At 64.1% G+C, this 12,303-nt stretch carries 8 protein-coding genes; 5 read left to right on the top strand and 3 right to left on the bottom strand.

Translation table 11 applies throughout. The features are described from left to right. The first annotated feature begins 9 nt into the window (after positions 1–9). Together ACFE8X_RS00775 and ACFE8X_RS00770 are read left to right on the top strand one after the other, a co-directional pair. Complete coding sequence (locus ACFE8X_RS00775) at positions 10–681, top strand: response regulator transcription factor (protein ID WP_375449524.1); 672 nt, start codon at positions 10–12, stop codon at positions 679–681. A gap of 3 nt (positions 682–684) precedes the next feature. Continuing rightward, entirely contained in the window at positions 685–2,112 is a 1,428-nt protein-coding gene (locus ACFE8X_RS00770) for an ATP-binding protein (protein ID WP_375449523.1), read from the top strand. 56 nt (positions 2,113–2,168) lie between these two features. Here the strand turns inward: ACFE8X_RS00770 and ACFE8X_RS00765 are convergent, their stop codons facing one another. After that, positions 2,169–2,723 carry an ester cyclase gene (locus tag ACFE8X_RS00765; RefSeq protein WP_375449522.1) on the bottom strand — a complete coding sequence of 185 codons (555 nt, stop codon included), beginning with the start codon at positions 2,721–2,723 and terminating at the stop codon, positions 2,169–2,171. A gap of 115 nt (positions 2,724–2,838) precedes the next feature. Between ACFE8X_RS00765 and ACFE8X_RS00760 the strand changes: the two genes are divergently transcribed. The 3 genes from ACFE8X_RS00760 to ACFE8X_RS00750 all read left to right on the top strand — a co-directional run bounded on the left by ACFE8X_RS00760 (position 2,839) and on the right by ACFE8X_RS00750 (position 6,894). After that, positions 2,839–3,423 carry a TetR/AcrR family transcriptional regulator gene (locus ACFE8X_RS00760; protein ID WP_375449521.1) on the top strand — a complete coding sequence of 195 codons (585 nt, stop codon included), beginning with the start codon at positions 2,839–2,841 and terminating at the stop codon, positions 3,421–3,423. 93 nt (positions 3,424–3,516) lie between these two features. Next, positions 3,517–3,933 (top strand): Ohr family peroxiredoxin, encoded by a 417-nt coding sequence (locus ACFE8X_RS00755; RefSeq protein ID WP_375449520.1) that lies wholly within the window; start codon positions 3,517–3,519, stop codon positions 3,931–3,933. Positions 3,934–3,990: 57 nt separating this feature from the next. After that, positions 3,991–6,894 (top strand): bifunctional [glutamine synthetase] adenylyltransferase/[glutamine synthetase]-adenylyl-L-tyrosine phosphorylase, encoded by a 2,904-nt coding sequence (locus tag ACFE8X_RS00750; RefSeq protein ID WP_375449519.1) that lies wholly within the window; start codon positions 3,991–3,993, stop codon positions 6,892–6,894. An 881-nt stretch (positions 6,895–7,775) separates the two neighbouring features. On the opposite strand, the gene ACFE8X_RS00745 is transcribed toward ACFE8X_RS00750, so the two are convergent. Both ACFE8X_RS00745 and pepN read right to left on the bottom strand, forming a co-directional pair. Further along, positions 7,776–9,434, bottom strand: coding sequence for an ATP-binding protein (locus ACFE8X_RS00745; RefSeq protein WP_375449518.1), 1,659 nt, complete (start codon positions 9,432–9,434; stop codon positions 7,776–7,778). Between the two features lie 178 nt (positions 9,435–9,612). Next, positions 9,613–12,252: an aminopeptidase N gene (gene pepN / locus ACFE8X_RS00740; protein WP_375449517.1), complete on the bottom strand. Its 2,640-nt coding sequence runs from the start codon at positions 12,250–12,252 to the stop codon at positions 9,613–9,615. Between the last annotated feature and the right edge of the window lie 51 nt (positions 12,253–12,303).

Here is a 12,303-nt window from a genome sequence, read left to right as displayed (position 1 = left end):
GAGCCCGCGGTGAAGATATTGCTGATCGAAGATGATCGGGAGGCCGCCAGCTACCTCATTCAGGCCCTCGACGAGGCCGGGCACGTCACCCACCATGCCGCCGACGGCGAAACCGGCTACGCCATGGCCTCGGGCATGGACTACGACGTGCTGATCGTCGATCGTATGCTGCCCCGGCGCGATGGCCTCTCCATCGTGGAATCGCTGCGCGCCGAGGCCGACAAGACCCCCGTGCTCATCCTGTCGGCCTTGGGCGAAGTCGATGACCGGGTCACCGGCCTGCGCGCCGGCGGCGACGATTACCTCACCAAGCCCTACGCTTTCACCGAGTTACTCGCCCGCGTCGAAGTGCTCGCGCGCCGCTCCAGCCCCTCCGAAGCCGCGACCGGCTACGAAGTCGGCGGATTGTCGCTCGACCGGCTCAGCCGCAAGGTCGAGCGCGAGGGCGAGACCGTGCTGCTGCAGCCGCGCGAATTCCGCCTGCTCGAATATCTGATGAAGAACGCCGGTAAGGTCGTGACCCGCACCATGCTGCTGGAAAATGTCTGGGATTATCACTTCGATCCCCAGACCAATGTCATCGACGTGCACATGTCGCGCTTGCGCTCGAAAATCGATAAGGGTTATGCCACCCCGCTGCTGCACACCGTGCGCGGGGCTGGCTACATGATCCGCGAGTAGGCCTTGCATCGGCTGTCCCAACTCTGGCGCACCTCGACGGTCAGGCTGACGGCAACGTTCATCCTGATCTTCGTGCTGTTCGCCATCCTGCTGCTGGCTTTCATCACCTGGCAGTCCAGCGTCCAGATCCAGCGCCAGCAGACCGACGACATCGATCGCGAAGTGCGCCTGTTACAGCGCATCGAAATGAACCAGGGCATTCGCGCCCTGGCCTTCGCGGTCGATCGGCTGTCGCGCCAGCCCGGCCCGGGCGTCTATTTCCTGGGCGATGCATCGGGGCAATATCTGCTGGGCAATGTCAGCGATATTCCGGTCGAAGCCGTGCGCGACCCCGGCATCTACAGCTTCGACTACGAGCGCAACAGCCCCCTCGACCAGGCCGATACCGGCCCCGCCCGCCGCCCGCCGCGCCAGGGTTTTGCCGTGGCCCGTTCGGTGCTGCTGGATAGCGGCATGCGCCTGGTCGTCGGGCGCGACGTGGTCGAGCGCCGGGGCTATTCGGCCATCATCGTGCAGAGTTTCCTTGTCGGCGTCATCGGCATCATCCTGTTTTCCGTGGTCGCTGGCGGCATTACCGCCCGCCGCGTGCTGCGCCGCATCGACGCCATCCGCGATACCTCCACCAAGATCATGTCCGGCAACCTGTCCGAGCGGGTTCCGCTGACCAAGCGCAACGACGAGTTCGACGGCCTGGCGACCAATCTGAACGCCATGCTGGACCGCATCGAAGCCCTCCTGCAGGGTCTCAAGGAGGTCACCGACAATGTGGCGCATGACCTCAAGACCCCGCTGACCCGGTTGCGCAACCAGGCCGAGACGGCGCTGCGCGATGGCGCCAGCGAAGCCACGAGGCAAAAAGCCCTCGAAACCACCATCACCGAGAGCGACCGCCTGATCCAGACCTTCAACGCCCTGCTGATGATCGCCCGGGCCGAGGCCGGCGCTCCCTCCGGCGCCCTGAGCGATGTCGACATCAGCGCCGTCGTCGCCGATGTCGCCGAGCTCTACGGCCCGGTGGCGGAGGACGAGGGCATTACCATTGAGACCGCGATCACCCCGGACGTGCATCTGCACGCCAATCGCGAACTGGTCGGCCAGGCCATGGTCAACCTGCTCGAAAATGCGGTGAAATATGCCAAGCCGATCGCCGGCCCGGGTGGGCGCATCACGGTCGGGCTGCGGCAGCCCGATGGTCGGGTCATCATCGAAGTGGCCGACAACGGACCGGGCATCCCGCCCGAAGACCGCAAGCGCGTGCTCGAGCGCTTCGTGCGGCTGGACGTCAGCCGCACCGAGGCCGGTTCAGGGCTGGGCCTGTCCCTGGTCAACGCCGTCACTCGCCTGCACGGCGGAACCTTCCGCATTGAAGACAACACTCCCGGCGTTCGCGCCGTCATTGATCTGCCACACACGTCAAGCCCGAAGGCCTGATGGCAACGCCTTCCCCTTGGGGAAGGCGCCATTACGCAAGCGATGGGCCTTGCCCTTCAGCGATCGTATGGCTGGGCAGCAACATCGTAGAAGGGCTGCGGCAGGCCCTTGACGCCGAGTTGAACGAAGGCCCGCGGCCAGTCGAACTGGTCCCAGTGCTCATAAAGCTGGCCATCGCGCACCGTCCAGATGTCGATGGCATCGAATTCCAAGGCCTGTCCCGCAGGCGCGACCCCCAACAGGGGCGCCCCGGTCAGCGTGCCCGTCCAGCTCCACCGGGTGACCACCCGCTGCTCGGTCGCAAACACGTCATACAGCACGAATTTGGCGTCCGGCATGGCGTGGTAGATGACGGGAATGAAGCCGATCAAACCCTGCCGGCCCTCGGCCAGCAGCGGATTGTGCTGGATGTAGTCCGTCGCCACGATCCGGTTGAGGATGTCGGTTCGTGCGGTTTCGTCCTGGGTGTTGAGCATCACCTCGCTGAACGTGCGACCGAGCCATTCATTGTAGGGCGCGGTGCCGGGCGCCGCCGGCGGCTCGGTCAAGCCCTGCGCCAGGGCGGGGCCCGCCAGGGCGACAAATGTGAGGGCCACAAGAATATTGCGCATCGGGATCACTCCATCATCGTGCATCAGTGCACACCAAGCTAATAAATTATCGATCGATCAAAAACAAGAGACAAAAAGATTTGCTATTTTGGTTGTTCGTTCCTAAATTGGTGCCATGCCAAGAACGCGCGAGTTCGATATCGACGAGGTCACCGAAAAGGCCATGCAGGTCTTCTGGCGGCAGGGCTATGCCGCTACGGCCATGTCCGACGTCTATGCCGCGACGGGCCTGAAGGCCGGCAATCTGTACGGCGCCTTCAAGGACAAGGACGCCCTGTTCCGGCACTGTTTCGCCGCTTACGCCAAACGCTTCCGCGCCACGCTGCCGCAAGACCTCAAGGGTCGTCCGGCGATTGCCGCATGGATAGCGATCCAGTGCGATCTGGCAACGCAAGACCCTGATAAAAAAGGCTGCTTGATCATCAATACCGTTGCCGAGCGTGAGCTGCATAGCCCGGAAACACGGGCCTTGGCGGCCGGCCGCCTGTCCGAGATCCGGGATTTTTTCATGCAGAACCTGTCTTATGCCGCCGCGCGTGGAGAAATCTCCGGCACCCCCGATATCGTACCCGCTGCCGATGCCTTGCTCGGAACGGTCGTGTCCATCATGACGCTTGGCCGTGCGGCCGTCGACCCGGCCGTGATCGAGCATGTCGCGCAGATGGCTGTCGATCGACTGGTGCCAAGTTTCGATAAATGATCGAACGATAAAGAATATAATTGATCGATCGATCCTGATCGTGTAAGACGTCTCCAACGGCAGCCACAGGGGCCGCCCTTCAAGGAGGCGATGGTGAGCAAGGATCTCTATACGGCCCGCGTGGCTGTGACCGGTGGACGCAATGGCAGTGCCAGCAGCGACGACGGGCGTCTCGCAGTCGGCCTGGCGCTGCCCGAAGCTCTTGGCGGTTCCGGCGAGGGCACCAATCCCGAACAATTGTTTGCCGCCGGATTTGCCGGCTGCTTCACCTCGTCGCTCAAGCACGCCGCAAGCCAGCTCAAGGCGCGGCCCGACGCCATTGCGGTCGATGCCGAGGTGGTGCTGACACTGTCCGACGACGGTCGCTATGGCCTGCGGGTGACCTTGCGGCCAGGCCTGTCAGGCATTAGTCCCGACCTGGCCGGGCAAGTCATCACCGAGGCCGAGCGTATCTGTGCCTATACCAATTCAACTCGGGGCCTGGTTGGACTGCACATCGAGCCGGTCTGAGACCGCAAGCAGGGCCCGGTGGTTGGCCACCGGTCCCTGCGGCTTGCAGCGCTCGCCGTGGCACGCTATCCCTCGCCCATGGCCCTCAAGCTCAAGCCCCTTCCGCCCGTCGAAACGCCGCGTTTCCAGGGCTGGCTGGCCGAACTGCCGGCCCACCTGACGTCCATCTTCGGGGCCGCCGCTGCAAGCCTTGGCCCGCTTCTTGAGTTGGCGCCCTATCTCTTCAGCCTGGCCCGATCCAACCCAGATTGGCTGGCCGCCGCCTTGGACAGCGACGCCGACATCGTCTTCGCGACCATCCTGGAAACGGTGGCCGCGGCCGGGCGCACGGCCCCCGACGAGGCTACCCTCTCCCCCATCCTCCGCCTCGCCAAAGCCCGTACCGCGCTTCTCGCCGCCATTGCCGAAACCGGCGGCGCCTGGACCACGGCGCAATCCACCGCCGCCCTGTCCGATCTCGGCGATGTCGCCCTCGATGCGGGACTGAACCTGCTGATGCGCCAAGCCTGGGGCAGGGGCCTGCTGACGCTGCCCCTTGATCAGGCCACCGCCGCCAATTCCAGCCTCGCCATCTTCGCGCTGGGCAAGCATGGCGGGCGCGAGCTGAACTATTCCTCCGATATCGACATCGTCGCCTTCTACGATCCCGAGGCAAACATCCTCGCCGATCCCGCCGAAGCCGGTAAAATCTATACGCGGATGATCCAGAAGCTGGTCGCGCTGATGCAGGAGCGGCGCGCCGGTTCCTACGTGTTCCGCACCGATCTGCGCCTGCGCCCCGATCCGGGCTCGACCCCGCTGGCGCTGTCGGTCGATGCGGCGCTGGCCTATTACGAATCGCGCGGCCAGAATTGGGAGCGCGCCGCTTGGATCAAGGCGCGGGCCTGCGCCGGCGACCGGCAGGTGGGCGCGGCGTTCCTCAAGCAATTGACCCCCTATGTCTGGCGCAAGCACCTCGACTACGCCATGATCGCCGATATCCAGGCGATGAAGCGCCAGATCAATATCGCCAAGAAGGTCGGTGATATCCGCGTCGAAGGCCACAACGTCAAGCTTGGCCGCGGCGGCATTCGCGAGATCGAGTTCTTCACCCAGACCCAGCAATTGATCGCCGGCGGCCGCGACCCGCAATTGCGCGTCAAGCCGACGGCCCAGGCCCTGGCCGCCCTGGCCAACGCCAATTGGATCACTCCCAAGGCTGCCGCTGACCTCATCCGGACCTATTGGTATCTGCGCGCCGTCGAAAACCGGTTGCAGATGCTGGCCGACGAGCAGACCCACATCATGCCCTCGACGCCCGAACAGGTCGCGGTCATCGCTCGCTTGCTGGGCGAGGCCGACCTGGCCCGGTTCGAAGCCGCCTACCGCGCCGCGCTCGAGCTGGTCGCCCTCTACTATGCCGAACTCTTCACCGAGGGCGAGTCGCTGGGCAGCGGCGAAGGCAACCTGGTCTTTACCGGCAGCGACGACGATCCCGAAACGCTGCAAACCTTGGCGCGCCTGGGATTCGCCGACCCATCCCAGGCCATCGAGACCGTTCGCAAATGGCACTATGGCGGCTATCCCGCAACCCGCGCCGCCGCCGCCCGCGCCCACCTGACCGAACTCCTGCCGGCCCTGCTGGCAACTTTGGGCACCGCCGGCAATGCCGACCAAGCATTGGCGCGGTTCGACAATTTCCTGTCGCGCCTGCCCACCGGCGTCCAATTGTTCGCGCTGCTGCGCACCCATCCGCAATTGCGCACCTTGCTGGTTCAATTGCTGGCCTCGGCCCCGCGTATGGCCGAATCGGTCATCCACCGCGCCCATGTCATGGACGGCCTGATCGATCCGGCCTTTGCCGACGATATCACCCACCGCGACGTGCTGGTGGGCAAGGTCGACACCTTCCTTGCCGAAGCGCGCTCCTATGAGGAAGTCATCGATCGCGCCCGCATCATCGGTCAGGAACAGAAATTCCTGATCGCCGCCGGCCTGCTGTCGGGCACCGTCAGCGCGACCATGGCCGGCGAACAGTTTACCGCCCTGGCCGAAACGCTGCTGCAGCGCCTGTTCGGCACCGTGCGGACCGAATTCGAGCGCCGCCACGGCACTGTTCCGGGCGGGCGTGTCGCCCTGCTGGCATTCGGCAAGATGGCCAGCCGCGAAATGACGGCGACCTCCGATCTCGATTTCATCCTGCTCTATGATGCACCCGATACCGACTCCGATGGCGGCAAGCCGCTGGCCACCAGCCATTATTTCACCCGGCTCACCCAGCGCCTGGTCGCCGCCATCACCGCCCCAACCGCCGAAGGGGTGCTCTACGAAGCCGATATGCGCCTGCGCCCATCCGGCAATGCCGGTCCGCTTGCCACGAGCCTTCCAGGCTTTCGCCTCTATCATCGCGACAATGCTTGGACCTGGGAGCACCTGGCGTTGAGCCGGGCGCGCGTGGTCATGGCTGATGGCCGTCTCGGCCATGAAGTCGATGCCGCCATCGCCGAGGTCATGCTGCGCCATCGCGATGTCGACAAGACCATTGCCGAGGTGGTCTCGATGCGCGCCCTGATGGCGCGCGAACGCCCAGCCCGCCATCCTTTCGATCTCAAGCTGGCCGCCGGCGGCCTGGTCGACCTGGAATTCATCGCGCAATCCGCCCAGCTCGTGGCCGGGCAGGTCATTGGCCTGCCCCAAGCCCTGACCGCGCTGGTACTGCGGCGCTTAGGCGAAACCGGCCTGGTTCCCGAGGGCGCCCGTCTGGCCGAAATCCACGATATCTATTCGATTGTCCTCCAGGTCATGAGCAGCGCCTTGGTGCATCCCTTCAAGGACGAAGCCTGGACCGATGCATTTCGCGAAGTGCTGGCCGGGCTGACGCATTACCCCGATTTCAGCCGGCTGGAACTGGACTTGCGCGCCATGCAGGCCGAAGTGAACACCGCAGCACAAGCCTGGTACGCAAGCGCCAGCAGGCTCTGAGCACGAGTTCGCCTCGTACCCCTGCGCAGCGGCAGTTGAAGGATGCGCTGCAAGCTCCAGGCCCCCGCATCGCACCCCTCACTCTGATACGCCCACACCCCTGCCAAAATCTCCCAGTCGATACCTCCCCCTTCCAGGGGGGAGGATTAAGGTGGGGGTCTGCCAGCCCCGATATCGTGGCTCCCGCACCCCCACCCACCCTCCCCCTGACAGGGGGAGGAGCCGTCCGGTGACCCTCGCAGGATCGCGCCAAGCCAGATGCGACAGTCCTGTCTTTTATGGCAGAGGGCCGTCGCATATCACTAAGCCTCTTGGCAAAATACCTCAGTCGATACCTCCCCCTTCCAAGGGGAGGAACAAGGTGGGGGTAGACTGGCCCGATATCGTGGCTCCCGCACCCCCACCCACCCTCCCCCTGACAGGGGGAGGAGCCGTCCGGTGACCCTCGCAGGATCGCGCCAAGCCAGATGCGACAGTCCTGCCTTTTATGGCAGAGGGCTGTCGCATATCACTGAGCCTCTTGGCAAAATACCTCAGTCAATACCTCCCCCTCCAGGGGGAGGATCAAGGTGGGGGTTTCCCATCCCCTATACCGGAGCCGGACACCCTGGCCCTTACCCTGCCTCTCAAGACAGCAATCGCATCTGGCTTTTAGCACCGTCCTGCCAGCACCACCGGGCGGCACCTCCCCCTTGATGGGGGAGGTTGGGAGGGGGTGCAAGAGCCCCGATATCGGGCCCAGTTCACACCCAACATTGACCCTCCCCCTCAAGGGGGAACCATCGACTGGGACATTTGGCCAAGAGCCCTGGTCACATGCGCCACCAGGCCTCAAGTACGACCAACGCCATTCCCATGTCGCCGAAAAACCATTTCCTATGCTATTCCGCCGCCTGCAGCTCATTTGCCGTTTGCAGCGGCAGGGAGATCGCCACCGTCGTCCCCAGCGACAGGCTGGAATCGATGGCGATGCGTCCGCCGCTGAGTTCGGCAATGGCCCGCGCGATGGAAATACCTAAGCCCGGGCCGACACCCTCGCGGGTAAACGTGGCATCGCCCCGCGCGAAGGGATGCGACAGGGTTTCCAGGCGCTCTTCGCTCATGCCGATGCCGGTGTCGGAAATCTCGATCACCACCCCGTCGGGCGCGGCGAAAGCAGCCACGTTGATCCGACCGCCCGCCGGCGTGAAGCGCACCGCGTTTTCCACGATATTGGACAGCATCCGTTGCAGCCCCAGCCTGTCGCCGTTGAGCATGGCCCCGGTCTGCGCGCCAACGACCACGCTCAAGCCGGCGCGCACTGCCTGGCCGCGGAACCGCTGCACCACGCTCTCGATCAATCCGTCCACGGCGACCCGATCGCTGCGCATCGGCTTTTGGCCGCTTTCGAGCTCGGCAAGATCCAGAATGGTCGCGAAGGACGCTAACAGATGCTCGCCCGATGCCTTGATGGACTGCACGTAATCGGCATAGCGCGCATCGCCCATCGGCCCATAGGTCTGTTGCCGCATCAGTTCGGCAAAGCCGATGATATGATTGAGCGGCGTGCGGATATCATGGCTCAGATGGGCCAGGAAATTGGTCTTGGACCGGCTGGCGGCTTCTGCCTTGAGCTTTTCCTCGTGGAAGCGCCGCGCCAGCGTGCGTTGCTCTTCGCGAATGGCGTTGAGCAGCGTGTCGGTCTTCTTGCGCTCGGTGACATCGGACACCAGCGTCATGAAGCTGCCATCGCCCAGCGGCCGCTCGTCGATCAACAGGCACGAGCCATCCTCGCGATGCAGCTCCAGCAGGCGATTGCTGTCGTCTTCGTTGAGCAGCTTCATATAGCCACCCACGATCAACTGCTTGACCGCATCATGGTAGGTCGGATTGCGACCGCGCAAGTTCAGGCGGTCGCGATATTGCGTGTTGCAGACGATCAACTGTCCGTCCGCCGTCCAGCAGGCAATGCCCATCGGAACGGCCATCGCCAGGGTCTGGTAATGGTGGCGTTGCGTGGCGTCCGGCATCTGGTTGGCCGATCGGCGCCGATAGGTCAGCCCGATGATCAGCAAGGCTGCCGCATAGGCACCCAGCCCACGTTGCCACACCCCGTCCAACGCTTGGTTCGGCCCCATGGCGAGCGACAACGTGCCCAGCGAGCCTACCGGCAGATCCGTGCTGACCAGTCCGGCGCGCGCCGGCTCGCCGCCGGCGTGCAGGCTCACCCGCACCGTGTCGGAATAGCGCTGCGCGACTGCCGCCAGCCTTGCCGAAACCACTTCGGGCGGCAATTCTGCCAGATCCTCGATTATCAGGCGGCCGATCGAGGCCAGGTCGCCCCGTGCGTCCTGGATTGCGCGGGCACTGTCGAACAGCACGAACAGGGTGGCCGCAAGGATTGCCGTCAGCGCCACGGCGGTGGTGACGGGTGCGAGCCTGTGCCGGATCGATGGCCCGGACTTGGCAGCTATTGCGCGAGTTTCGCCCCGCATGTCCGTCGTATCTGCGCCCGCGCCGTATCGCCCAGCGCTGACGCCGGATACCTCCGCCGACCGCATGCAAGTCTCCATGATTGCCGGGGAAAGATGCCCGCCCGATTTGCCCTTAACAAATCATGAATCACGTGAGCCCCTCCTGTCCAGAGCCCCTTTTTGTCCGATTCCGACAGTTCGCGGAATTCGCGAGTCGCCAGAATCACTTAGTCGAGATGAAAAATTCTTCCAATATTTCGGCAGTTTAGCCTTGCAAAGTGCGGGTCAGTATATCCGCCGTGTTGCGGCTCAATTCGCCCTTGGCCTGCAGCGCGGTCAATGCGGCTTTGGCCGCATCGCGCCGCACCGGCTCCAGCATCGGCCATATCCTGAACCCGGTCAGCACCCGCGCCGCGACCTGCGGATTGCGGGTATCCACATCCGCCACGAAGTCCGCCACGAAGCGGAAGCCCGCCCCATCGGGCCGGGCGAACTGGGTGGGGTTGTTCATTGCGAAGGCCCCGGCCAGCGCCCGCAGCCGGTTGGGATTGTTCCGGGGGAAATTCGGGTCCGCCAGGATCGCCTTGACGCGCTCCAGCACCCCATCGTCCTGCGCGCTGGCCGAAACGCTCAGCCACTTGTCCAGCACCAGCGGATCGCCGGTGAACCGAGTGCGGAAATCGGCCAGCAGCAGCGGTGCTTCCGCCGTCCAGACCGCCCCCGACACCGCCAGCGCCGCGAACCTGTCGGTCATGTTGGTGGCGCTGTGATATTGCTGCGCCGCCAGCGCCGGGCCATTGCTCGCCCCGCTGGTCACCAGCAAGCCAAGCAGCCGGTTGCGCAGGGCCCGCCGCCCCGAACTCGCCGCGTCGGGGGCATAGGGCAAATCGCTCGCCAGCGCCGCATAGGCGGCCGTGATCTGCCCCTCCAGCGGCCCGAACACCGCCTGGCTCAGCTGATCGCGCACCCCGTGCACCTTGGCCGGGTCGATATCCTTACCGATCGCACGGGCAATCAGTGACTCTCCCGGCAGGGCCAGCGCCAATGCCTTGAACGCATCATCCAGATTGGTGTCGTCCAGCGTGTCGGCCATTGCCTGGCTCAGTGCCGCGACAGCACTTTCGGCCCATGGCGTGCCATTTGCTGCGCTCACCGCTAACGCCATGCTAACATCTTGCAGGGCTTGCCAACGCCCAAACGGGTCGCTGTCGTGCCGCGCCAGAAACAGCCGGTCGTGCTGTGTCAGGCTGCTGGTCATGGTCACCGGCGCCGAAAACGCGCGCAGCAATGACGGCACCGGCTTGTTGGCGACGCCGCTGAAGCTGATCTCGGCGCTCTCGCTCTCAAGGATAATCAGATCGTCCCGAACCGTGCCGCCGCTCACCCCGGTCCAGCCCATCGGGCTGCCGTTCGGCCCGATCAGGCCGAACTTGATCGGCATGACCAGGGCCTGCTTGCTCGGTTGCCCCGGCGTCGGCTCGGTCGCCTGTGCCAGCTTGAGCGTATAGGTCTGGCTGGCCGCATCATAGCTGTCGGTGACAGTCAGCTTGGGTGTGCCGGCCTGCAGATACCAGGTCTTGAACTGGTCCAGGTCGATCTGGTTGGCTTCCGCGAACACTGCCAGGAAGGCCTCGATAGTCGTCGCCTGCCCGTCATGGCGCTCGAAGTAAAGGTCCATGCCCTTGCGGAACCCGGCCTCGCCCACAAGCGTCGCCAGCATGCGCACGATCTCGGCGCCTTTTTCGTAAACAGTCGCTGTATAGAAATTGTTGATCTCGCGATACTGGTCCGGGCGCACCGGGTGGGCGAGGGGGCCGCCATCCTCGGGGAATTGCGCCGAGCGCAGCGTCTGCACATCCGAGATGCGCTTGACCGCGCGCGAGCGCTCGTCGCTGGTAAATTCCTGATCGCGATAGACCGTCAGTCCTTCCTTGAGGCAAAGCTGGAACCAGTCGCGGCAGGTGATGCGGTCGCCGGTCCAGTTGTGAAAATATTCATGCGCGATCACCCGCTCGATATTCTCATAATCGCCGTCGGTTGCCGTATCCGGCTTGGCGAATACCAGCTTGTCGTTGAAGATATTGAGCCCTTTGTTCTCCATAGCGCCGAAATTGAAATCCGACACGGCGACGATGTTGAAAATGTCTAGATCGTATTCGCGCCCGAACCGGCGTTCGTCCCAGGCCATCGAGCGCTTGAGGCTGTCCATCGCCCAGTGGCACTGCTCCTGCTTGCCGTGCTCGCAATAGATCGCCAGATCCACCTTGCGGCCCGAGGCGGTGGTGAAACTATCGGTGATCGAGCCCAGGTCTCCCGCCACCAGGGCAAACAGATAGGCCGGCTTGGGATGGGGGTCCTCCCACACCGCATAGTGCATCCCGTCGCCGGCCTCGCCCGTGCCGACCAGATTACCGTTCGACAGCAATACCGGCGCCAGCGCGCGCGGCGCGGTCATCGTCACCTTGAACACCGCCAGATTGTCCGGCCGGTCCAGATAATAGGTAATGCGGCGAAAGCCCTCCGGCTCGCACTGCGTGCACCAAGTGCCGCTGGAGCGATAAAGCCCCATCAGCCGCGTATTGGTTTCGGGCTTGAGGATCACCTCGGTTTCCAGCACGAAGCGGCGCAGCGGCGGCTGCACGATGGTCAAACTGTTCGCGTCGGCCGCATAAGCCGACATCGCAAGCGGTGCCCCATCGATGGCGACCGAGGTCAGGTTCAGCTCGTTCCCGTCCAGCACCAGCGGCGTACCCGGCTCGGTGCCCGCGCGCGGCTCCACGCTTAACAGCGCCCGCACCCGTGTATTATCCTCGAGGATCCTGAAATCCAGGTCCACCGCAACGATGGCGTAGGGACTTGGCGCATAGTCCTTCAGGTACATGGTATGTTCAGTTTCAGTGCGCATGAACGGGTCCGGTCCTGACGAGACTCTGAAATCGACTGTGGCCTGCATGCA

It is taken from the genome of uncultured Devosia sp., from assembly GCF_964244875.1.
GTDB lineage: Bacteria > Pseudomonadota > Alphaproteobacteria > Rhizobiales > Devosiaceae > Devosia.
The sequence above is the reverse complement of the archived record's forward strand: the minus strand, read 5'-3'. Positions and strand labels throughout refer to the sequence as shown.